Below are 22,264 nucleotides of genomic sequence, written 5' to 3' on the forward strand. Positions count from 1 at the left end.
GTTCGGGACGGCGGCGGGGACGGCGAACCTGTGATCGGCAGGCCGCCGACCAGCCTACTGTCGGACCCGGGTCTTAGGATCGAGGCGGTCCCCGGGCGCCTCTGCTCCCCGAGACCGATCCGGCACCCGTCCGTGGTGCATCCGCCCTCCTCCCGACATCGAGGTGTGCCCCGTGAAGGCCTCGAACACGATCACGTCCCTCCCGCCCTCCCCCACCGACGACCGCCACTCGCGCATGGTCAAGTACCTGGTCGCGATGGCCATCAGGCTGGTCTGCATCGCCCTGTGCTTCGTGTTCCCCCTGGGGTGGTGGACGCTGCTGCCGATCGTCGGTGCGATCGTCATCCCCTACGTCGCCGTCGTGTTCGCCAACGTCGGCCACGAGGCGGGCGACGCCGTCGAGAGCCCGGGGGGCATCGAGGTGTACCGCGAGCCGCAGGCTCCCTTCCGTCCCACCGTGGTCGACGGCGACACGGGGCCGACCGGCCCCGCCCCGGCCGGTGACGACGTGCCCGACGCGTCGCCCGGTGGGGCTCCCGGCGAGGCGGACACCGACCGGAAGAGCGCCTGATGCTCGGCCTCGACCCCGTAGGCGTGCAGTGCTCACGCGCCTCGTGTCGAGCCGAGGCGCGGCATAATGTGCACTGGCGCAATCCCAAGATCCACGGCATCGACCGGGTCAAGGTGTGGTCCGCGTGCGACGAGCACGTGGACTTCCTGCGCGAGTTCCTCGAGGCGCGCGACTTCCCGGTCGTCGTGACGGGGGTGTCGGAACAGGTCGAGCGGGTCGGAACGGAGGCGCGGTGACGAACATCGGCTTCGCCCTCTCCCGACGCTGGCTGGGTTACCTCGGGGTGGCGATCGTCTTCGCCGTGATCTGCGTGTTCCTCGCCCACTGGCAGTGGACCCGCCACGACGAGAAGCTCGCGGTCGTCCACCAGCTCGAGCAGACCTACGACGCCGAGCCGATCCCGCTGGCGCAGGCCCTGCCCCAGCTGTCCTCGTACGACCCCGCCCGAGAATGGCAGCCGGTCGAGATGACCGGCCGCTACCTCGCCGACGACGAGCTGCTGGTGCGCAACCGGCCCCTGAACGGCCAGCCGGGGTTCGAGGTCCTCGTGCCCTTCCGCACCACGCAGGGCGACGTGTTCGTCGTGGACCGTGGCTGGGTGCCGACCGGGAACGCCCAGGACTCCCCCGACGTCGTTCCCGCGCCTCCGTCGGGCGAGGTCACGGTCGTGGCCCGCCTGAAGCCGGGCGAGCCCGCCGTGGGCGACCGCACCGGCGTGCCGGGCACGAACCAGATCGCGACGATCCAGCTGAGCGAGGTCGAGTCTCGGGTCGGGCAGCCGATCTACTCCGCTGCCTACGGGCTGATCGTCAGCGAGACCCCCGCGCCCTCGACGGCACCGGTGCCGTCGTCGAAGCCCGAGGTCGACACCGGACTCAACCTGTCGTACTTCGTGCAGTGGCTGATGTTCGCCGTGGGGGCGTTCGGGTTCTTGTTCTACGTCTTCCGGCAGGAGTACCGCAACCAGAACGCCGACGACGACGAACTCGTCGAGCGTGAGGCCGAACGGCAGCGCCGTCGCGAGGCACGGCCCCGCCACGACAACGACGTCGAGGACGAGATCCTCGACGGCGTCCACCGCTGAGCCCGTCTCCGACCGGGCCGGGCCAGCCCGATCGGCGCGGGGGTGATCAGGCCAGGTTGATCAGGTCGGAGTAGTCCGGCGTCCAGTGGTCCTCGGTGCCCTCGGGCATGATCAACACGCGCTCGGGGTTCAGCGCCTCGACCGCTCCCTCGTCGTGGCTGACGAGGACGACGGCACCCTCGTAGTTGCTGAGGGCGTCGAGGATCTCGAGGCGGCTGGCCGGGTCGAGGTTGTTCGTGGGCTCGTCGAGCAGCAGCACGTTGGCGCCCGAGACGACGATCATCGCCAGGGCGAGCCGGGTCTTCTCGCCCCCCGACAGCACGCCGGCGGGTTTGGCCGAGTCGTCGCCCGTGAACAGGAACGACCCCAACACGCGCCGCGCCTCCATCTCGGTGATGTTCGGCGAGGACGACACCATGTTCTCGAGCACGCTGCGCTTGACGTCGATCGTCTCGTGCTCCTGCGCGTAGTAGCCGACCCGGAGGCCGTGGCCCGGTTCGAGCTGCCCCGTGTCGGGAGCGTCGACGCCGGCCAGGATGCGGAGCAGCGTCGTCTTGCCGGCACCGTTCAGGCCGAGGATGACGACCTTCGACCCCCGGTCGATGGCCAGGTCCACGGCCGTGAAGATCTCGAGCGAGCCGTAGCTCTTCGAGAGGTTCGACGCCATGAGCGGCGTCTTGCCGCAGGCGACCGGGGTCGGGAAGCGCAGCTTCGCCACGCGGTCCACCGCGCGCACCTCGTCGAGGCCCGACAGCAACTTCTCGGCACGGGCCACCATCTGGTGTGCCGCGGCGGCCTTGGAGGCCTTGGCCCCGAAGCGGGCAGCCTGCTTCTGCAGGGCCGAGGCCTGCTTCTCGGCGTTCGAGCGCTCTTTCTTGCGGCGCTCCTCGTCGGCGGCACGTTGGCGTTGGTAGTTGCGCCAGCCCATGTTGTAGACGTCGATGGCCTGGCGGTTCGCGTCGAGGTAGAAGACGCGGTTCACCACTTCTTCGACGAGTTCGATGTCGTGACTGATCACGATGACGCCGCCCTGGTACGTCTTGAGGTACTCGCGCAGCCACACGACCGAGTCGGCGTCGAGGTGGTTCGTCGGCTCGTCGAGGATCATCGTGTCGGCCGCCGAGAACAGGATGCGCGCCAGCTCGATCCGTCGACGCTGACCACCCGAGAGCGTCGAGAGGGGCTGGTCGAGGATGCGGTCGGGCAGGCTCAGGTTGCTGGCGATGGACGCGGCCTCGGCCTCGGCCGCGTACCCGCCGAGGGCGTTGAAGCGATCGTCGAGGTCGCCGTAGCGTTTCATGGCCCGGGCCGCGACGTCCGCGTCGGGATCGCCCATCGCGAGGGTGGCCTCCTGGATGCCGAGCAGCAGCTGCCCGAGCCCCCGGGCGTCGAGGATGCGCGTGCGGGCGAGGTCTTCGGGGTTGCCGCTGCGTGGGTCCTGCGGGAGGTAGCCGATCTCGCCCGACCGCTCGATCTTGCCGCCGGTCGGGAGGGTCTCGCCCGCCAGCGTCTTGGTCATGGTCGTCTTGCCGGCGCCGTTGCGGCCGACGAGGCCGATCTTGTCGCCCCGGTCGACCCGGAACGAGACGTCGGCCATGAGGAGGCGCGCGCCGACGCGGATCTCGAGATCGTGCACGGAGAGCACAGCAGATGTCCAATCGATTGGTGAGGAGTCCACAACGGGACCCGGAGGAGGGCCGCCCATAGGATGGGGACGTCGTGTGGAGAGGGTCGCAGCACTGCGCTGCCGACCAGCCGCTCGGCCGATCAACCCACCCATTCTAGGAGTCCCCATGACGAACACCGCCGCATCGACCTCACGGCCGGTCCTCGCCGACCGTCTGGTGGCCCGGGGCGCAGCCACGGACGTGGCCCTCGTGCTCGGTGGCGTGGCCGTCGTGTCGGCCCTCGCGCAGGTCCAGATCCCCCTCTGGCCGGTGCCCGTCACGGGTCAGACCCTCGGCGTCATGCTCGTCGGAGCGTCGCTCGGGGCCCGGCGCGGTGCGCTCTCGCTCGCCGCCTACCTCGTCCTCGGAGTCGCGGGTCTGCCGATCTTCGCAGAGTTCTCGGGTGGTCCGCTCAGCGTCCTCAAGCCGAGCTTCGGCTTCGTCATCGGCTTCGTCGTCGCCGCCGCGGCCGTGGGGTGGCTGTCCGAACGCGACTGGGACAAGAAGTGGGGCCGCTCCGCCGTCGCCTTCTTCCTGGCGAGCCTGATCCCCTTCGCCGTCGGACTGCCCTACCTGGCCGTCGTGCTCGGCTCCCTCGGCCTGCCGAACGACCCGTCGAGCGTCCTGGCGGCGGGTCTCTACCCGTTCGTCGTGGGCGGCATCGCCAAGTGGCTCATCGCGGCGGCGGCCCTGCCCCTCGCCTGGCGCGCGCTGAAGCGCATCGGCGACTAGCGCCTCCTGCCGTCGACACGACGAAGCCCCGCCCCTCTCGCGAGGGGCGGGGCTTCGTCGTCGGGGCGGGCGGGGTCAGATGGAGAACCCGATGGCCCGCATCATGTCACGGCCGTCGTCCGTGATGCGGTCGGGGCCCCACGGCGGCATCCACACCCAGTTGATGCGGAACGCGTCGACCACGCCGTCGAGGGCGTTGGCCGTGTCGCCCTCGATCACGTCGGTCAACGGGCACCCGGCACTCGTCAACGTCATGCTGATGATGAGCGCGTTCTCGTGTTCTTCGTCCATCGCCAGGTCGTAGATGAGACCGAGGTCGACGATGTTGACGCCCAGTTCGGGGTCGACGACCTCTTTCAGGGCCTCGATCGTCTGGTCGAACTTCTCGGGACTCAGCGCGACGGCCACGGTCAGACCGCCGTGGTCGCGGCGGCCTCGGCGGCGGCTGCCGTCACGTACCGGTCGTAACCCTCGTTCTCGAGACGGTCGGCCAGCTCGGGACCCCCCTCGTCGGCGACGTGGCCGTCGACGAAGACGTGCACGAAGTCGGGCTTGATGTAGCGCAGGATGCGCGTGTAGTGCGTGATGAGCAGCAGCCCCAGGCCCGTGTTGGCCTTGGCGCGGTTGACACCCTCGGACACGATCTTGAGCGCGTCGACGTCGAGGCCCGAGTCGGTCTCGTCGAGGACGGCGAACTTCGGCTTGAGCAACTCGAGCTGCATGATCTCGTGGCGCTTCTTCTCGCCACCCGAGAACCCCTCGTTGACGTTGCGCTCGGCGAACGCCGAGTCCATCTTGAGGGCGCTCATCGACTCACGGAGGTCCTTGATCCAGCCACGGATGGCGGGGGCCTCACCGTCGAGGGCGGTCTTGGCGGTCCGCAGGAAGTTCGAGACGGTGACGCCCGGGATCTCGACGGGGTACTGCATGGCGAGGAAGAGGCCGGCCTTGGCGCGCTCGTCGACGCTCATCTCGAGCACCTCGCGGCCGTCGAGGAGGATGGAGCCGCCGTCGACGTTGTAGCGCGGGTGGCCGGCGATCGTGTAGGCGAGGGTGGACTTGCCCGAGCCGTTGGGGCCCATGACGGCGTGGATCTCGCCCTCGTTGATGGTGAGGTCGACGCCCTTGAGGATGGGCTTCGGGCCCTGGTCGGTGTCGATGCTGACCTTGAGGTCGCGGATCTCGAGAGTGGACATGCGTTCTGTTCCTTTACTGTGCGGCGCCGGTGACGGTCGAGGCGGTGTCGACGTACACCTCGCCGTCGATGACGGAGACCGAGAAGACCGGTACGGGTTCGTAGGCGGGCAGCGTGAGCGGCTTGCCGGTGGTGAGCTCGAACTTCGAGCCGTGGGCCCAGCACTCGAGCGTGTCGTCCTCGACGAAGCCCTCGGAGAGCGAGATGTCGCCGTGGGTGCAGGTGTCGCCGATCGCGTGGATGGTGCCGGCGCTGTCCTTCACGACGGCGATCGCGACGCCGTCGACGACGACCCGCAGGGCCTGGGCCGGGCTGACGTCGTCGACGCCGCAGACCTTGATGGCCATCAGGCGACCGTCTCGATCGACGTGGCCTCGCCCGCGGCCAGTTCGGCCTCGATGGCGTCCACCAGGCGGGTCTGAAGGTCGGCGTCGCCGATCTTCTGGATGACCTCGACGAGGAAGCCGAGCACCACGAGACGGCGTGCCTCGTGCTCGGAGATGCCCCGGGACTGCAGGTAGAAGAGGTGCTCGTCGTCGAAGCGACCGGTGGCGCTGGCGTGACCGGCACCCTCGATGTCGCCGGTCTCGATCTCGAGGTTCGGGATCGAGTCGGCTCGCGTGCCCTCGCTGAGGACGAGGTTGCGGTTCTGCTCGTAGCTGTCGGTCCCGGGGGCGGTGCGAGCGATCAGGACGTCGCCGATCCACACGGTGCGGGCACCGGCACCCTGCAGTGCGCCCTTGTAGTTGACGCGGCTGCGGGTCTTCGGAGCGTCGTGGTGGACGTACACCTGTTGCTCGAGGTGCTGGCCGGCGTCGGCGAAGTACACGCCGTAGAGCTCGGCGTCCGCCCCTTGCTCGGCCAGGTGGGCCGACGGGTTCACCCGGACGACCGAGCCTCCGAGGCTGACGACGAAGTGCTTGAGCTGGGCGTCGCGCCCGATGCGTGCGTGGTGGCTCGCGAGGTGGACGGCGTCGTCGTCCCATTCCTGCAAGGTCACGACGGTGAGGTGGGCTCCCTCGTCGACGACGATCTCGACGTTCTCGACGAGGTGCGCCGCCCCGGTGTTGCGGAGCACGACCATGGCCTGGCTGTTCGCCTTGGCGTGGATCAGCGTGTGACCCGCGCGGGGTTCGCGGTCGAGGCTCGACCGGCCGATCGTGATCGCCGAGGGCTCGTCGCCGTCCAGGGTGACGGAGAGGACCTTCTCGGCACTCGACCATGCGTTGGCGGCCGCCTTGTCCTCCGGCGTGCCCGCCGTGCCGACGCGGGGGTCGGCACGGTCGATCCACTCGACGGTCGCACCGGGGGTCTCGCGAGCCAGGTAGGCGTAGGGCGAACCGTCGAGGTCGCCGTCGATGAGGGCACGGAGGCGCGCCACGGGGCTCAGCTTCCAGTCGACCTCGCGACCGGTGACGTCGGGGAACGCCGCGGGGTCGGTCGAGGTGAAACGCTCGGACCGAGTCTGGACGGGCACGAGCCCCCAGCCGCCGTCGCTGTGGGCCCCTGCTCCGTGCTGGACGCCCGGGGTGGTGGTGGACTCTGGTGTGGTGGTGGGTGCTGCGGCGGACATCTAGCCGACTGATCCTTCCATGCTCATCTCGATGAGCTTGTTGAGTTCGAGCGCGTACTCCATCGGGAGCTCGCGGGCGATGGGCTCGATGAAGCCACGCACGATCATGGCCATGGCCTCGTCCTCGGCCATGCCCCGCGACATGAGGTAGAAGAGCTGCTCCTCGCTGACCCGGGACACCGTCGCCTCGTGACCGAGCTGGACGTCGTCGACGCGGATGTCGATCGCGGGGTACGTGTCGGAGCGCGAGATCGTGTCGACGAGCAGGGCGTCGCAGCGGACCGTGTTGGCCGCGTGGTGTGCGGCCTCGTCGACGCGGACCTCGCCGCGGTAGCCCGCTCGACCGCCTCCGCGGGCGATGGACTTCGAGACGATCGACGACGTCGTGTACGGCGCCATGTGGACCATCTTCGCGCCGGCGTCCTGGTGCTGACCCGGGCCCGCGAAGGCGACGGACAGGGTCTCACCCTTGGCGTGCTCGCCCACCAGGTAGATCGACGGGTACTTCATCGTCACCTTCGAGCCGATGTTGCCGTCGATCCACTCCATGGTGGCGCCCTCGTGGGCGATGGCCCGCTTCGTGACGAGGTTGTAGACGTTGTTCGACCAGTTCTGGATCGTCGTGTAGCGGACGCGAGCGTTCTTCTTCACGATGATCTCGACCACGGCCGAGTGGAGCGAGTCCGACTTGTAGATCGGCGCCGTGCAGCCCTCGATGTAGTGCACGTAGCTGCCCTCGTCGGCGATGATCAGCGTGCGCTCGAACTGGCCCATGTTCTCGGTGTTGATGCGGAAGTAGGCCTGCAGGGGGATCTCGACGTGGACGCCCTTGGGCACGTAGACGAACGACCCGCCCGACCAGACGGCCGTGTTGAGGGCGGCGAACTTGTTGTCGCCGGCCGGGATGACCGTTCCGAAGTACTCCTGGAAGATCTCGGGGTGCTCGCGCAGCGCCGTGTCGGTGTCCATGAAGATGACACCCTGCTGCTCGAGGTCCTCGCGGATCTGGTGGTAGACCACCTCGGACTCGTACTGGGCGGCGACGCCGGCCACGAGACGGTTGCGCTCCGCCTCGGGGATGCCGAGCTTCTCGTACGTGTTCTTGATGTCGTCCGGCAGCTCGTCCCAGGTCGTCGCCTGCTTCTCGGTCGACCGGACGAAGTACTTGATGTTGTCGAAGTCGATGCCCGAGAGGTCGGCACCCCACGTCGGCATCGGCTTGCGCTCGAAGAGCGCCAGGCCCTTGAGACGGTTCTTGAGCATCCACTCGGGTTCGCTCTTCAGGTTCGAGATGTCGGTGACGACCTCGGGTGACACCCCCCGGCGCGCCGAGGCGCCCGCGGTGTCGGAGTCGGACCAGCCGAACTCGTACTGCCCCAGGCTCTCGAGCTCGGGTCGATCGATCAACACGTCTGACATGACTACCTCTTTCTCTGCCGGACCGAACACGGGTGGGCCGAACGGCATTCCCCGGGTGGTGGAGCGGCCCAGCTGCTCGCGGTGCGAGTCGAACACGTCGGTGGCCTCCGCCTCGTTCGCCGACGCCCGAGGTGATCGAGACGCCAGGTCGCGCTGCTTAGACTGGTGGTGAGGGCCGCGTACCGCTTCTGCGGATCTCGCGGTCTTCGGATGTCTCCGTCGACACCCTGCCGGGTCGTGTTCCTGAACCCGTCGATTCTACAGGGCAGACCGCCGAAAGTGACGAAAGGCAGCAAGTCGTGAGCAACGCACAGGTGGGCACCACCGGAGTCCTGACCCGAGCCTGGTCGTGGTTGCCCACGACGGTCGACCGTCGGGTCCGGTTCATCGCCTGGGCGTCGTTCGTCTGCCAGGTGTTGCTCATCGGCACCGGCGGCGCCGTCCGGCTCACCGGCTCAGGCCTCGGCTGCCCCACCTGGCCCCGCTGCACGACGGACTCGTTCGTCAGCACGCCCGAGATGGGCATCCACGGTGCCATCGAGTTCGGCAACCGTCTGCTCACCTTCGTGCTCACCCTGGTGGTGATCCTCGCCTTCCTCTTCGTCCTGCGCCAACGGAAGGTCCGGCGCGACTTCTTCTGGCTCACCCTGTTGCAGGGCCTGAGCATCCCGTTCCAGGCCGTGCTCGGCGGCATCACCGTCCTGACGGGGCTCAACCCCTACATCGTCGGTGCCCACTTCGTCGTCTCGATCGTCCTCGTCGGCCTCACGACGACGCTCCTCTGGCGTGTGCACCGGGGGCCCCGCGGTCACCACGCCGCGACCCCGCCCGGCTACGCACGCCTGGTGCACGTCCTCGCCGCGGTCGTGGGCGTCACCGTCGTCGTGGGCGTGCTCACCACCGGCTCCGGCCCGCACGCGGGCGACGCGGCCACCCCGCGCAACGGCCTCGACCCCGCGATCATGGACCACGTCCACAGCTGGCCGGCCTACGCCACCCTGGCGCTGACCGTCGCCGTGGTCGCCTGGACGGTGGCGGCAGGTCTCCCCCGCCGCTTCCCCGTCGCGCTGCTCGCCGTCGAGCTCGTGCAGATCGCCGTCGGCATCACGCAGGCCCGCACGGGGTTGCCTCCCCTCCTGGTCGGAACGCACATGGTGCTCGCCGCACTGCTCGTGGCCGCGACGACCGCCGTCGTGCTGTCCCTGCGCAACGACCAGGCCCCCGACGAGGTCGAGCCCATCGTCGAGGCCGCGGCCGTCCGAGCCTGACCGTCGGGCCCGTCCGGCCCGTGTCCGCCCCATGGGCGGCTACGTGCGGCGCATGACCGTGTCGACGGGGTCGCGGGCGATCTCGACGAAGCCGCTGCGTTCGTAGAGCGACACGGCACGGCTGCCCGTCAGCACGTCGAGCGTGATCGACCCCGGGGTGACCGACGCGATCGCCTCGGAGAGCAGGGTCGTCCCGATCCCGCGACCTCGCGCCTCCTCGGCCAGGTAGAAGTGTCTCAGCCAGGTCGTGTCGGCCTCGGGGTGCAGGGCGATGCACCCCAGGAGGCGCCGGTCGCCTTCGACGACGCGCGTCTCGTCAGCGTCGAACTCACGCACGAAGCGCGCCCGGTGACGGGGCGGGTCCCAGATGCCGAGCCGCTCGAACTCGGGCCTCAGCACCCGGAGCTTGAGGTCGGACAACACGTCGAGGTCGTCCGGGCGCGCCGGACGGACCGACCACGCGATCGTGCCCATCGATCAGAAGGGCAGCAGCGGGTCGACGCCGACGGCGACGAAGAGCAACGTGAGGTACGTGATCGAGCTGTGGAAGACCCGCATCGGACGCACCTCGGAGACGTGTTGGATGGCACGGCTGTACAGGCGGTGGGACTCCCAGAGGAACCAGGCGCCGCTGGCGAGGGCGACCACGGTGTAGAGCGCCCCCATGCCGGCGACGGGCACGAGGATCAGGGAGCACGCCACGGTTGCCCAGGCGTAGAGGACGACCTGCAGGCCGACGATGGAGCGACCCCGCACGACGGCGAGCATGGGGACGTCGGCGGCGGCGTAGTCGTCGCGGTACTTCATCGAGAGCGGCCAGTAGTGCGGAGGCGTCCAGAGGAAGATCACCATGAACAGGATGACGGCGGACCACGAGAGGTCGCCGGTGACGGCCGCCCACCCGATGAGCACGGGCATGCAGCCCGCGATGCCGCCCCAGACGATGTTCTGGGGGGTGCGGCGCTTGAGCCAGAGCGTGTAGACCACGACGTAGAACAGGATGGCCCCGAGCGAGAGGGCCGCCGACAACAGGTTGACCGTCAGGGCGAGCCAGACGATGGAGGCGACGCCCACCACGTACGAGAAGACCAGCGCCTCGCGGTCGCTGACGTCACCCGTGACGAGGGGGCGCCCCTGGGTCCGCTTCATGATGCGGTCGATGTCACGGTCGATGTAGCAGTTGAACGCCGACGCCGAACCGGCGCTCAGGGCACCGCCGATCAGCGTGGCGGCGACCAGCCAGAGGTTCGGGACTCCCCCCTGGGCCAGGAACATCGTCGGGGCCGTGGTGACGAGCAGGAGCTCCATCACACGGGGTTTCGTGAGGGCGACGTACGCTCGAGCCTTGCGACGGAAGCCCCGGGGTGACGTGTCGGGGCGGATGTCAACGGCTGCGGTCATGAGTCCTCTAACGAGACGAACGGTTTGCCCAGGAAGTCTAGGCGATGAACGTCGACGCTGACGGCGAACCCACCGCGGGATGCGGACGGCCACGGGGGGTTCGTCCCTATACTTGCAGGAGCTTGCCAGTCGCACGCCCTCTCGGTCCCCGAATCACCGGACGAACCGTCCTGATCACCGCCCCCAGCGTGTGTGCGACCCAGCCGACGACGTCTCGGCAGGCGCACGTCAGCGCGGGAGCGAATCGACCCCGCGCAGTTCGCATCAAGAAGGGTCAACTTCCAGTGGCAGATCTGCAATGGGAATCCATTGACAACAAAGCAGTAGACACGGTCCGCGTCCTCGCGGCCGACGCGGTGGAGAAGGTCGGCAACGGCCACCCCGGCACCGCGATGAGCCTGGCGCCCGCCGCGTACCTGCTCTTCCAGAAGGTCATGCGTCGTGACCCGAGCGACAGCACCTGGATCGGTCGCGACCGGTTCATCCTGTCGGTCGGCCACAGCTCGCTGACGCAGTACATCCAGTTCTACCTGGGTGGCTACGGTCTCGAGCTCGACGACCTCGAGGCCCTGCGCACCTGGGGTTCAAAGACCCCCGGCCACCCCGAGTACGGCCACACCGACGGCATCGAGATCACCACCGGTCCGCTGGGCCAGGGCTTCGCCAGCTCGGTCGGCTTCGCCTACGCGGCCCGCTTCGAGCGCGGCCTGTTCGACCCCGAGGCCGCCCCCGGGACGAGCCCCTTCGACCACTTCGTCTACGTCATCGCCGGTGACGGCGACATGCAGGAGGGCGTCACGAGCGAGGCTGCCTCGCTGGCCGGCCACCAGAAGCTCGGCAACCTCGTCGCGATCTACGACTCGAACCAGATCTCGATCGAGGACGACACGAACATCGCCTTCACCGAGGACGTCCAGAAGCGCTTCGAGTCCTACGACTGGGACGTCCAGGTCGTCGACTGGAAGAAGACCGGCGAGTACGTCGAGGACGTCGCCGAGCTGAACGACGCCATCGAGAAGGCCAAGGGCGTCACCGACAAGCCCTCGCTGATCATCCTCAAGACGATCATCGGCTGGCCGTCGCCGAAGAAGCAGAACTCCGGCAAGATCCACGGCTCGGCGCTCGGCGCCGACGAGGTCGCGGGTCTCAAGTCGGTCCTCGGGTTCGACCCCGAGAAGTCCTTCGACGTCGACCCCGCCGTGCTCGAGCACACGCGCAAGGCCGTCGAACGCGGCCAGGCCCAGCACGCCGAGTGGGACGAGAAGCTCGCCGCCTGGGCGACGGCCAACCCCGACAAGAAGGTCCTGCTCGACCGCATCCTCGCGAACGAGCTGCCCGAGGGCATCGAGGAGGCCCTGCCCGTCTTCGAGGCAGGCAAGGACGTCTCGACCCGCGCGGCCTCGGGCAAGGTCATCAACGCCCTCGCCGGCGTCGTCCCCGAGCTCTGGGGCGGTTCGGCCGACCTGGCCGAGTCCAACCTGACCACCATCACGGGTTCGAAGTCGTTCGTGCCGACCGAGTGGTCGACGGACGAGTGGAGCGGCGACCCCTACGGTCGCGTGCTGCACTTCGGCATCCGCGAGCACGCCATGGGCGCCATCCTCAACGGCATCACCCTGCACGGCAACACGCGCCCCTTCGGCGGCACCTTCCTGATCTTCAGCGACTACATGCGCCCGGCGGTCCGCCTCGCCGCGCTGATGAAGTCGCCCGCGATCTACGTCTGGACCCACGACTCCGTGGCCCTCGGCGAGGACGGTCCGACCCACCAGCCGATCGAGCAGCTCGCCTCGCTGCGGGCCATCCCCGACCTCGACGTCGTCCGCCCCGCGGACGCCAACGAGACCGCCTGGGCCTGGGCGACGATCCTCGAACGCCACCACGGCCCCGCCGGCATCGCGCTCAGCCGTCAGAACCTGCCCGTCTTCGAGCGTGGCACCGGCGACGCCGAGGGCGACACGTTCGCGTCGGCGAAGAACGTCGCCAAGGGCGCCTACGTCCTGGCCGAGGCACCGGGCGGCACGCCCGACGTGATCTTCGTCGCGACCGGCTCCGAGGTGCAGATCGCCGTCGAGGCCCGCGAGGTCCTGCGCGGCGAGGGCATCAACGCCCGCGTCGTCTCGGCACCCAGCATCGAGTGGTTCGACGAGCAGAGCGACGAGTACAAGGAGGCGGTCCTGCCGGCCGCCGTCAAGGCCCGCGTCTCGATCGAGGCCGGCGTGGCCATGCCGTGGCGCGGCATCGTCGGCGACGCCGGTCGCAGCGTGTCGATCGAGCACTTCGGTGCGTCGGCCGACTACAAGACGCTGTTCAAGCAGTTCGGCATGACGACCGAAGCCGCCGTCGCCGCCGCCAAGGACTCGATCGCCGCTCTCTGAGCGTCGACAGGAAGAAGAGAAGACACCATGACCGATTCGAACACCGCACAGCTCTCCGCCGCGGGCGTCAGCATCTGGCTCGACGACCTCTCGCGTGAGCGCATCAACGCCGGCGGGCTGCAGAAGCTGATCGCCGAGCGCAACGTCGTCGGGGTCACCACCAACCCCACGATCTTCGCCTCGGCCCTCGCCAAGGGCGAGGCCTACGACGACCAGGTGGCCCTGCTCGCGAAGACCGGCGTCAGCGTCACCGACGCCGTCTTCGAGATCACCACCGACGACGTGACGCGCGCCAGCGACATCTTCCGCGAGATCTACGACACGACGGGTGGCTTCGACGGCCGCGTGTCGATCGAGGTCGAGCCGGGTCTCGCGCACGACGCCCAGGGCACCATCGACCAGGCGGTCAAGCTCGCCGCGAAGGTCGGGCGTCCCAACGCACTCATCAAGATCCCGGCGACCGTCGAGGGCCTCGAGGCCATCACCGCCGTGATCGCCCAGGGCATCAGCGTCAACGTGACCCTGATCTTCAGCCTCGAGCGGTACCGCGCGGTCATCAACGCGTACCTGACCGGTCTCGAGCAGGCCAAGGCCGCCGGCATCGACGTCACGCAGATCCACTCGGTCGCGTCCTTCTTCGTGTCGCGCGTCGACACCGAGATCGACAAGCGCCTGGACGCGGTCGGCACCGACGAGGCCAAGGCCCTCAAGGGCAAGGCGGGCGTCGCCAACGCCCAGCTCGCCTACGAGGTGTACCAGCAGGCGTTCGACACCGAGCGCGCCAAGGGTCTGCTCGCCGCGGGCGCCAACAAGCAGCGTCCGCTCTGGGCCTCCACCGGCGTCAAGGACCCCGCCGTCCTCGACACGACGTACGTCGTCGAGCTGGTCGCCCAGGACGTCGTGAACACGATGCCCGAGAAGACGCTCGAGGCGACCTTCGACCACGGTGAGATCCGTGGCGACACCATCAGCGCCTCCTACGCGTCGGCCAACGAGGTCATGGACGCGGTCGCGGCACAGGGCGTGTCCTACGACGACGTGACCGAGACCCTCGAGAAAGAGGGCGTCGAGAAGTTCATCGTCTCGTGGAACGAACTGCTCGACACGGTGACCGCAGCCCTCGAGGCCGCCAAGCCCGCCGAGGTCGCCAAGTGACCATCACCATCGCGGCCAGCGGCGACGCGGCCCAGGCGATCGAGACGGTCGTCCCCCAGCTGGTGAGCGACCTCGTCGCGTCGGGCATCACGGCCCAGGACCCCAGCCTCTGGGGCCCCGAGGCCGAGGACGAGTCGGCCAAGCGCCTCGGCTGGACCGAGGCCGTCGTGGTCTCGACCCCGCTCCTCGACGAGATCGACGCCCTGCGCGACGAGCTCGCGGCCAAGGGCGTCGACCACGTGGTCCTCGCGGGCATGGGCGGGTCGTCGCTCGCACCCGAGGTCATCACGCGCACCTACGGCGTCGAGCTGACCGTGCTCGACGCCACCGAGCCCGGCCAGGTGCTCACGGCCCTCGCCGACCGCCTCGAGCGCACCGTGCTGGTCGTCTCGTCGAAGTCGGGGTCGACGGTAGAGACGGCGAGCCAGCGCAAGACCTTCGAGAAGGCGTTCACCGACGCCGGCATCGACCCCGTCGAGCGCATCGTCGTCGTGACCGACCCGGGGTCGCCCCTCGACGGCCAGGCACGCGAGGCCGGTTACCGGGTCTTCAACGCCGACCCCAACATCGGCGGGCGTTACTCCGCCCTGTCGGCCTTCGGTCTCGTGCCGTCCGGCCTCGCGGGAGCCGACATCCGCGAGCTGCTGGCCGAGGCGGACGCCGTCACGGTCGAGCTCGCCCAGGACCGGGCCGACAACCCCGGGCTGGTGCTCGGCGCCGTCCTGGCGGGGACGAAGCCGCTGCGTGACAAGATCGCGATCGTCGCCGACGGCACGCACATCGTCGGGTTCCCGGACTGGGCCGAACAGCTCATCGCCGAGTCGACGGGCAAGCAGGGCCGGGGTCTGCTCCCCGTCGTGATCGACGGGTCCGCCCCCGAGATCTCGGCCGGCCTGCACGACGTCCAGGTCGTCCGCCTCGTCGCGAACGCCGACGAGACCCGCGAGGTCGCACCGGGCGAGGTCGAGATCTCGGGCTCGCTGGGCGGCCAGATCATGGTCTGGGAGTACGCCGTGGCGGTCGCCGGGCGGCTGCTCGACATCAACCCGTTCGACCAGCCCGACGTCGAGTCGGCCAAGGTCGCCACGCGCGCGCTGCTCGACGACCGTCCCGAGCCGACTCCCCCGGCCTTCACGGCCGAGGGCGTCGAGGTCCGTCAGGTCGGTGGCGTCGAGCTGGGCGACTCGCTCGAGTCCGCCGTGGCAGCCCTGCTGACGCACCTGGACGACGACGGCTACGTCTCGATCCAGGCGTACGTGGACCGCGTGGCGAACCCGCAGCTCGAAGGGGTCCGCGACCTCCTGGCGGCGCGCACGCAGCGTCCCGTCACCTTCGGGTGGGGCCCGCGCTTCCTGCACTCGACCGGCCAGTACCACAAGGGCGGGCCGGCCAACGGCGTGTTCCTGCAGATCACGCAGGTGCCCGAGACCGACCTCGAGATCCCGGACAGCCCGTTCACCTTCGGGCAGCTGGTCCAGGCGCAGGCCGCGGGCGACGCGAAGGTCCTGGCCGAGCACGGTCGCCCCGTGCTCACGCTGACCGTGACCGACGTGGCCGCCGCGCTGCCCGTCATCACCGCCGCACTCCGCTGAGCCGAGAGGGCCGGCGTCCCCAGGGACGCCGGCCCTTTCGCCTTGCCCCCGGACGCCCCGTCCCGGCACGCGATGCCGGTCGTGGGCGACCTCGAACCACAGAACGGAAGTCCATGCCACCGGTGCCGATCACGCCGGAGTCCAACCCCCTCCGGTTGCCCTCCGACCGCCGCCTCAACCGCATCGCGGGCCCGAGCGGCCTCATCATCTTCGGCGTCACGGGCGACCTCTCGCGCAAGAAGCTCATGCCGGCCGTGTACGACCTCGCCAACCGTGGCCTGCTCCCGCCGGGGTTCGCGCTCGTCGGCTTCGCCCGCCGCGAGTTCGAGGGCCAGGACTTCGAGCAGGTCGTGTACCAGGCCGTCAAGGAACACGCCCGCACCCCCTTCGACGAGGACGTCTGGCGGCAACTCAAAGAGGGCTTCCGCTTCGTGCAAGGCGTGTTCGACGACGCCGAGGCCTTCTCTCGCCTCAAGGACACCATCGAGGAGCTCGACCGTGAGCGCGGCACGATGGGCAACCACGCCTTCTACCTCTCGATCCCTCCCAAGGCCTTCCCCATGGTGACCGAGCAGCTGCGCAGCTCGGGTCTCGCCGAGGAGAAGGACGGGGCCTGGCGGCGCGTCGTCATCGAGAAGCCCTTCGGCAGCGACCTCGCGACCGCTCGCGAACTCAACGCCGTGGTCGAGACCGTCTTCGAGCCCGACAGCGTCTTCCGCATCGACCACTACCTCGGCAAGGAGACCGTCCAGAACCTGCTGACCCTCCGGTTCGCCAACCAGATGTACGAACCGCTCTGGAACGCCAACCACGTCGACCACGTCCAGATCACCATGGCCGAGGACATCGGGGTCGGCGGTCGTGCGGGGTACTACGACGGCATCGGCGCCGCTCGCGACGTCATCCAGAACCACCTCCTGCAGCTGCTCGCGCTCACGGCCATGGAAGAGCCCGTGACCTTCGCGGCGCGCGACCTCCGGGCCGAGAAGGAGAAGATCCTCTCGGCGGTCCGTCTGCCCGCCGACCTCGCCACGGGCACGGCCCGGGGGCAGTACTCGGGTGGCTGGCAAGGCGGCGAGAAGGTCAGGGGGTTCCTCGACGAGGAGGGCATGGACCCCGAGAGCCAGACCGAGACCTTCGCGGCCATCAAGCTCGAGATCGCCACGCGGCGGTGGGCCGGTGTCCCGTTCTACCTGCGGGCCGGCAAGCGCCTCGGCCGGCGGGTGACCGAGATCGCCGTGGTGTTCAAGCAGGTGCCCGAGAACATCTTCGGGACGCAGACCTCCCTCGGACAGAACGCCCTCGTGATCCGCGTGCAGCCCGACGAGGGCGTGACGCTCCGCTTCGGGTCGAAGGTGCCGGGCATCGGGACCCAGGTCCGCGACGTCACGATGGACTTCGGTTACGGGCACGCCTTCACCGAGGCCAGCCCCGAGGCCTACGAACGCCTGATCCTCGACGTGCTGCTCGGCGATCCGCCGTTGTTCCCCCGTCACGAGGAGGTCGAGCTCTCGTGGAAGATCCTCGACCCCATCGAGGAGTTCTGGGCCACGCAGGGACAGCCCGAACAATACCGACCCGGCACCTGGGGCCCCGCCTCCGCCGATGAGCTCATGGCCCGAGACGGCCGCACCTGGAGGCGTCCGTGATCGTCGACCTGCCCGACAGCACCATCAGCCGCGTCCAGAAGACGCTCGTCAAGATCCGGGAAGAAGGAGGCGCGGTCGCGTTGGGACGCGTCCTCACGTTGATCATCTCCACCAGTCTCGGTGACGAGGAGGAAGCCATCGAGGCGGCCAACGACGCCTCGCGTGAGCACCCGATGCGGGTCATCGTCGTGTCCACGGCGTCGGAGTCCGACCAGGTCGACGGGAGGCTCGACGCGCAGATCCGCGTCGGCGGTGACGCCGGTGCGAGTGAGGTCATCCTGCTGCGGGCCCACGGCGAGACCGCCAGCGACGAGGAGGGGCTCGTCACCGGGCTGCTCCTGCCCGACGCCCCGGTCGTGGCGTGGTGGCCCAAGACCGCTCCGAGCGTCGTGTCGGAGTCCCCCCTGGGGCGCATCGCCCAACGGCGCATCACCGACGCCGCGAGCCAGCCGAACCCCCGTCAGTCGATCGTCGACCTCGCACGCAGCTACGCACCGGGTGACACCGACTTCGCGTGGACGCGGTTGACGTTGTGGCGTGCCCAGCTCGCCGCCGTTCTCGACCAGCCACCGTACGAGTCCGTCACCGAGGTGGGAGTGTCCGGCGCCCCCGACTCGCCGTCGACGCTGCTGCTCGCCGCCTGGCTGCGTCTGCAACTGCAGGTGCCGGTCGACGCCGAGCTGGCGACGAGGGCGACCGGCTCGAGCGGCATCCACGGCGTCCGACTCGTGCGCGCCTCCGGGTCCATCGTGCTCGAGCGCGACGTCGACGACGTCGCCACCCTCACGCAACCCGGCCAGCCCACCCATGACCTCGCCCTGCCACGCCGGTCGCTGCGCGACTGCCTGGCCGAGGAACTCCGTAGACTCGACCCCGACGACCTGTTCGGGAACGTCGTGAGACACGGGGTCGGCCAACTCGGCGAACCCGTCCAGAGCAACTAGAGCAGAAGAGAACCGTGACGAACGAACGCCGGGTGCTGGTCCACCCCGACAAACAATCGCTGGGCGCATCCGTGGCCGCCCGCTTCATCACCAAGATCATCGACGTGCTCGAGGAGCAGAACTACGCGTCGGTCGTCGTGAGTGGCGGTTCCGTCAGCACGTTGGTGCTGGCGGCAATCAACGCGTCTCCGGCACGCGACAGCGTCGACTGGTCGAAGGTGTCGATCTGGTGGGCCGACGAGCGCTGGGTGCCGGCGGGCGACGCCGACCGCAACGACACCCAGGCCGGCATCGACCTGCTCGACCACATCGGACTGTCGCCCGAGAACGTGCACCGGTTCGGTGCGGTGGGTGACTTCGACGACGTCGAGGCCGCTGCCGCCGCGTACCGCGCGGACCTGCTCGAGCACGCCCAGGCAGACGACGAGGCCCCGCGCTTCGACATCACGTTGCTGGGTGTCGGACCCGACGGCCACGTCGCGTCGTTGTTCCCCGACAAGGCGCAGATCCGGCAGACCGAACCCACGGTCCTGACCATCGACGACTCCCCCAAACCGCCGCCCGTGCGTCTCACGTTGAGCCTCCCGGTCATCAACAACTCCCAGCGCGTCTGGATGATCCTCGCGGGTGCCGAGAAGGCTTCGTCGTTGGGGCTGGCCCTGGCCGGCGCCGGTGCCGACCAGGTTCCCGTCGCCGGGGTGAAGGGGCGCAAGCGCACGGTCTTCTTCGTCGACCAGGACGCAGCGGCCGAGGTGCCCGAGAACCTCATCGCGTCGACGTACTGATCACCGGTAGGCCGCCCGCTCGTCGGGCATGACGAAGGGCCCTGCAGCGATCCGCTGCAGGGCCCTTGGTTCAATCCTGATCGGTCGAGCCCGGGAGGCTCACCCGGCGTCTCAGGCCTTGCCGCGCCGGACGCGCAGTTGTTGCAAAGCCTCTTCGAGGAGCTGCTCGGCCTCTTCTTCGGTGCGTCGTTCTTTCACGTACGCGAGGTGCGTCTTGTACGGCTCGAGCTTGGCGACCGTCGGCGGGTTCGCCTTGTCGCGACCGGCCGGGAGGCCGCTCGAGGGTGAGTCGACGGTCTCGGGGATCTCTTCGTCGGGAACGTTCGCCGCGAAGTGGCGGACGACCTCGTTGCCGAGGGCGTCCCAGTACGAGATGGTGATGCGCTCAGCGTGGAAACCACGGTCTTGCTCGCCCATGGGGCCCGCGCCGACGCGCGAGCCACGGATGGCGCTGCCGCCCGAGGCCATCAGCTGACCGCCGCGAACTTGGTGATGAGCCCGAGGACGACGATGCACGTGATCCAGACGAGCCCGAGGAACACCGTGATGCGGTTCAGGTTGCGCTCGGCGACACCGGAGGCCCCGAGGTTGCTCGTGACTCCACCGCCGAACATGTCGGACAGACCGCCGCCGCGCCCGCGGTGGAGGAGGATGAGGAGGGTCAGCAGGAGGCTCGTGATGCCGAGCAACACCTGCAGGATGACCTGGAGAATTTCCACGTAGGACCTTTCGATGCGGTGAGACCGCTGAACAGTATAACCGCGAGAGGCCGTGGCCCGCGGAGTCCGAGTCGGTGGGGCGCCGCTCGGCGGCACCCCACCGGCCTAGACGCCGACGTGCGCCTGGAAACGGACGATGCTGGCGAACTCGTCGACGTCGAGGCTGGCCCCGCCGACCAGTGCGCCGTCGACGTCCGGCTCTCGCATGAACGACGCGATGTTGGACGACTTGACCGATCCGCCGTAGAGGATGCGGGTGGCGGCTGCGGCGTCCGATCCCGCGACGTCGGCGAGAGCCGTCCGGAGGGCGGAGCAGACCTGGCCGGCCTGCTCGGCCGTGGCGGCCTGACCGGAGCCGATGGCCCACACGGGCTCGTACGCCACGACGATCTCGGCGGACGCGGGGACCTCGGCCAGGGCGGCCCGGAGCTGCGCCACGGGCACGGCGCTGGGGCCGTGCTGTTCGAGGTCGGCGGCGGTCTCGCCGACGCAGATGACGGGTACGAGTCCTGACCGGTGCGCCGCGGCGACCTTGGTGGCGACGACCCCGTCGTCCTCGGCGTGGAGCGTGCGCCGCTCCGAGTGACCGACCAGGACGTACCGGACGTCGAGCTTGGACAGGAACCGACCCGAGATCTCGCCCGTGTAGGCACCGGAGTCCTGTGCCGAGAGGTCTTGCGCGCCGAGCGCCAGCACGAGCTTGTCGGCGTCGAGCAGGGTCTGGACGCTGCGCAGGTCGGTGAACGGCGGGAACACCGCGGCCTCCACCGACTCGAAATCGTGCTTGGCGTCCTTGAGCGACCAGGCCAGCTTCTGGACGAACGCGATCGCCTGCAGGTGGTCGAGGTTCATCTTCCAGTTGCCGGCGATGAGGGGCGTGCGCGTGGTCACCATCCGAGGACCTCCAGTCCGGGGAGTCGTCTGCCCTCGAGGAACTCGAGGCTGGCTCCACCACCGGTGGAGATGTGGCCGAACTGGTCGTCGGAGAACCCGAGGGCTCGCACCGCGGCCGCCGAGTCACCGCCGCCCACGACGCCGAGACCCGAGACGTGGGTGAGTGCCTCGGCGACGGTCTTCGTACCGTGTGCGAAGGCGGGGAACTCGAACACGCCCATGGGGCCGTTCCAGAAGACCGTCGACGAGGTCTGCACGATCTCGGCGAAACGGGCAGCCGTCTCGGGGCCGATGTCGAGCCCGAGGGCCTCGGAGCCCAGCGGCGAGGATTCGATGCCGTCGGCGGCGACCACGGCGTGCTCGGCGTCGGCGCTGAACGCCGAGGCGACCACCACGTCGACGGGGAGCACGAGGTTGACGCCTCGGCGCGCGGCTTCGTCGACGTAGCCCCTCACCCGGCCGAGCTGGTCCTTCTCGAGCAGGCTGCCGCCGACGGGGAGGCCCTGCGCGGCGAGGAAGGTGAAGAGCATGCCTCCGCCGACCAACAGGTTGTCCACCCGTGGCAGGAGGTGCTCGATGACGCCGAGCTTGTCGGACACCTTCGACCCGCCCAGGACGACGGTGTACGGGCGCGTGGGGTTCTCGGTCAGCTTGTCGAGGACCTCGAGCTCGCGGGCGATCAGCGTGCCGGCGGCACTCGGGAGGATCGAGGCGAGCTCGTAGACGCTCGCCTGCTCACGGTGCACGACGCCGAAACCGTCCGAGACGAAGACGTCGCCGAGTTCGGCGAGGCGCTGGGCGAACTGCTGGCGCTCGGCGGCGTCCTTCGACGTCTCGGCCGCGTGGTACCGCAGGTTCTCGAGGACCACGATCTGGCCGTCCGCGAGGTCTCCGACGGCCGCGGCCGCCTCGTCCCCCACGGTGCTCGGCGCGAAGGCGACGCTCTTGCCGAGCAGCTCGCTGAGCCGCTGCGCCACCGGACGGAGGCTGTACTCGGGCTTCGCCTCGCCGTCGGGTCGACCGAGGTGCGAGATGACGACGACCCTCGCGCCCTGGTTGATCAGCAGGTCGAGGGTCTCGAGGGAGGCACGGATGCGCCCGTCGTCGGTGATCTCCCCGTCTTTCAGGGGGACGTTGAGGTCGCATCGGACGATGACGCGCTTGCCCGAGAGGGGACCGAGTGAATCGAGGGTACGCAGGCTCATGGGTTCGTTTCGGTAGGAGGACGGTGCCCCGGC

General features: G+C 69.3%; 23 protein-coding genes. 11 read left to right on the top strand and 12 right to left on the bottom strand.

Annotation, left to right across the window (positions count from 1 at the left end):
* Positions 1 to 172: 172 nt before the first annotated feature.
* From ABID81_RS07525 to ABID81_RS07535, 3 genes are read left to right on the top strand one after another with little or no spacing between them, the layout of a single operon-like run.
* Positions 173 to 571, top strand: coding sequence for a DUF3099 domain-containing protein (locus ABID81_RS07525; RefSeq protein ID WP_354594188.1), 399 nt, complete (start codon positions 173 to 175; stop codon positions 569 to 571).
* On the top strand, positions 571 to 807 hold the full coding sequence (locus ABID81_RS07530; protein WP_354594189.1) for a hypothetical protein: 237 nt from the start codon (positions 571 to 573) through the stop codon (positions 805 to 807). The genes ABID81_RS07525 and ABID81_RS07530 overlap by 1 nt, the downstream gene beginning before the upstream one ends.
* Positions 804 to 1,655: an SURF1 family cytochrome oxidase biogenesis protein gene (locus tag ABID81_RS07535; RefSeq protein WP_354594190.1), complete on the top strand. Its 852-nt coding sequence runs from the start codon at positions 804 to 806 to the stop codon at positions 1,653 to 1,655. Before ABID81_RS07530 ends, ABID81_RS07535 begins: the two co-directional genes overlap by 4 nt.
* A 46-nt stretch (positions 1,656 to 1,701) precedes the next feature.
* On the opposite strand, the gene ABID81_RS07540 is transcribed toward ABID81_RS07535, so the two are convergent.
* A complete protein-coding gene (locus ABID81_RS07540; protein WP_354594191.1) occupies positions 1,702 to 3,300 on the bottom strand; it encodes an ABC-F family ATP-binding cassette domain-containing protein in 1,599 nt (532 codons plus the stop codon).
* 148 nt (positions 3,301 to 3,448) lie between these two features.
* Here ABID81_RS07540 and ABID81_RS07545 point away from each other — a divergent pair, with 148 nt between their 5' ends.
* Complete coding sequence (locus ABID81_RS07545; RefSeq protein WP_354594192.1) at positions 3,449 to 4,054, top strand: biotin transporter BioY; 606 nt, start codon at positions 3,449 to 3,451, stop codon at positions 4,052 to 4,054.
* A 75-nt stretch (positions 4,055 to 4,129) separates the two neighbouring features.
* Here the strand turns inward: ABID81_RS07545 and ABID81_RS07550 are convergent, their stop codons facing one another.
* From ABID81_RS07550 to sufB, 5 genes are read right to left on the bottom strand one after another with little or no spacing between them, the layout of a single operon-like run.
* On the bottom strand, positions 4,130 to 4,462 hold the full coding sequence (locus ABID81_RS07550; RefSeq protein WP_043594998.1) for a metal-sulfur cluster assembly factor: 333 nt from the start codon (positions 4,460 to 4,462) through the stop codon (positions 4,130 to 4,132).
* Between the two features lie 2 nt (positions 4,463 to 4,464).
* A complete protein-coding gene (gene sufC / locus ABID81_RS07555; RefSeq protein WP_056256284.1) occupies positions 4,465 to 5,250 on the bottom strand; it encodes a Fe-S cluster assembly ATPase SufC in 786 nt (261 codons plus the stop codon).
* 13 nt (positions 5,251 to 5,263) lie between these two features.
* On the bottom strand, positions 5,264 to 5,596 hold the full coding sequence (locus ABID81_RS07560; RefSeq protein ID WP_354594193.1) for a non-heme iron oxygenase ferredoxin subunit: 333 nt from the start codon (positions 5,594 to 5,596) through the stop codon (positions 5,264 to 5,266).
* Positions 5,596 to 6,822 carry a Fe-S cluster assembly protein SufD gene (gene sufD, locus ABID81_RS07565; protein WP_354594194.1) on the bottom strand — a complete coding sequence of 409 codons (1,227 nt, stop codon included), beginning with the start codon at positions 6,820 to 6,822 and terminating at the stop codon, positions 5,596 to 5,598. The genes ABID81_RS07560 and sufD overlap by 1 nt, the downstream gene beginning before the upstream one ends.
* Entirely contained in the window at positions 6,823 to 8,241 is a 1,419-nt protein-coding gene (sufB, locus tag ABID81_RS07570; protein ID WP_354594195.1) for a Fe-S cluster assembly protein SufB, read from the bottom strand.
* Positions 8,242 to 8,540: 299 nt separating this feature from the next.
* Here sufB and ABID81_RS07575 point away from each other — a divergent pair, with 299 nt between their 5' ends.
* Positions 8,541 to 9,509: a COX15/CtaA family protein gene (locus ABID81_RS07575; RefSeq protein WP_354594196.1), complete on the top strand. Its 969-nt coding sequence runs from the start codon at positions 8,541 to 8,543 to the stop codon at positions 9,507 to 9,509.
* Between the two features lie 39 nt (positions 9,510 to 9,548).
* Here the strand turns inward: ABID81_RS07575 and ABID81_RS07580 are convergent, their stop codons facing one another.
* Together ABID81_RS07580 and ABID81_RS07585 are read right to left on the bottom strand one after the other, a co-directional pair.
* Positions 9,549 to 9,983, bottom strand: coding sequence for a GNAT family N-acetyltransferase (locus tag ABID81_RS07580; protein ID WP_354594197.1), 435 nt, complete (start codon positions 9,981 to 9,983; stop codon positions 9,549 to 9,551).
* Positions 9,984 to 9,986: 3 nt separating this feature from the next.
* Positions 9,987 to 10,910 (bottom strand): heme o synthase, encoded by a 924-nt coding sequence (locus ABID81_RS07585; protein WP_354594198.1) that lies wholly within the window; start codon positions 10,908 to 10,910, stop codon positions 9,987 to 9,989.
* A 284-nt stretch (positions 10,911 to 11,194) separates the two neighbouring features.
* Here ABID81_RS07585 and tkt point away from each other — a divergent pair, with 284 nt between their 5' ends.
* The 6 genes from tkt (at position 11,195) to pgl (ending at position 19,413) form a co-directional block, all read left to right on the top strand.
* Complete coding sequence (gene tkt / locus ABID81_RS07590; RefSeq protein ID WP_354594199.1) at positions 11,195 to 13,288, top strand: transketolase; 2,094 nt, start codon at positions 11,195 to 11,197, stop codon at positions 13,286 to 13,288.
* Positions 13,289 to 13,315: 27 nt separating this feature from the next.
* Complete coding sequence (gene tal, locus ABID81_RS07595; protein ID WP_354594200.1) at positions 13,316 to 14,443, top strand: transaldolase; 1,128 nt, start codon at positions 13,316 to 13,318, stop codon at positions 14,441 to 14,443.
* On the top strand, positions 14,440 to 16,035 hold the full coding sequence (locus ABID81_RS07600; protein WP_354594201.1) for a phosphoglucose isomerase-related protein: 1,596 nt from the start codon (positions 14,440 to 14,442) through the stop codon (positions 16,033 to 16,035). Before tal ends, ABID81_RS07600 begins: the two co-directional genes overlap by 4 nt.
* 113 nt (positions 16,036 to 16,148) lie before the next feature.
* Positions 16,149 to 17,684 (top strand): glucose-6-phosphate dehydrogenase, encoded by a 1,536-nt coding sequence (gene zwf / locus ABID81_RS07605; RefSeq protein WP_354594202.1) that lies wholly within the window; start codon positions 16,149 to 16,151, stop codon positions 17,682 to 17,684.
* Complete coding sequence (locus tag ABID81_RS07610; protein WP_354594203.1) at positions 17,681 to 18,628, top strand: glucose-6-phosphate dehydrogenase assembly protein OpcA; 948 nt, start codon at positions 17,681 to 17,683, stop codon at positions 18,626 to 18,628. The genes zwf and ABID81_RS07610 overlap by 4 nt, the downstream gene beginning before the upstream one ends.
* 14 nt (positions 18,629 to 18,642) lie before the next feature.
* Entirely contained in the window at positions 18,643 to 19,413 is a 771-nt protein-coding gene (gene pgl / locus ABID81_RS07615) for a 6-phosphogluconolactonase (RefSeq protein WP_354594204.1), read from the top strand.
* 111 nt (positions 19,414 to 19,524) lie between these two features.
* Here the strand turns inward: pgl and ABID81_RS07620 are convergent, their stop codons facing one another.
* From ABID81_RS07620 to ABID81_RS07635, 4 genes are all read right to left on the bottom strand, one after another.
* Positions 19,525 to 19,881, bottom strand: coding sequence for an RNA polymerase-binding protein RbpA (locus tag ABID81_RS07620; RefSeq protein ID WP_043595011.1), 357 nt, complete (start codon positions 19,879 to 19,881; stop codon positions 19,525 to 19,527).
* Positions 19,881 to 20,132, bottom strand: a complete 252-nt coding sequence (secG, locus tag ABID81_RS07625; protein ID WP_043595012.1) for a preprotein translocase subunit SecG — start codon at positions 20,130 to 20,132, stop codon at positions 19,881 to 19,883. The genes ABID81_RS07620 and secG overlap by 1 nt, the downstream gene beginning before the upstream one ends.
* A gap of 105 nt (positions 20,133 to 20,237) precedes the next feature.
* Positions 20,238 to 21,026: a triose-phosphate isomerase gene (tpiA, locus tag ABID81_RS07630; protein WP_354594205.1), complete on the bottom strand. Its 789-nt coding sequence runs from the start codon at positions 21,024 to 21,026 to the stop codon at positions 20,238 to 20,240.
* Complete coding sequence (locus ABID81_RS07635; protein ID WP_354594206.1) at positions 21,020 to 22,231, bottom strand: phosphoglycerate kinase; 1,212 nt, start codon at positions 22,229 to 22,231, stop codon at positions 21,020 to 21,022. Before ABID81_RS07635 ends, tpiA begins: the two co-directional genes overlap by 7 nt.
* Positions 22,232 to 22,264: the final 33 nt, after the last annotated feature.

It is taken from the genome of Frigoribacterium sp. PvP054, from assembly GCF_040547465.1.
Classification (GTDB): Bacteria; Actinomycetota; Actinomycetes; order Actinomycetales; family Microbacteriaceae; genus Frigoribacterium.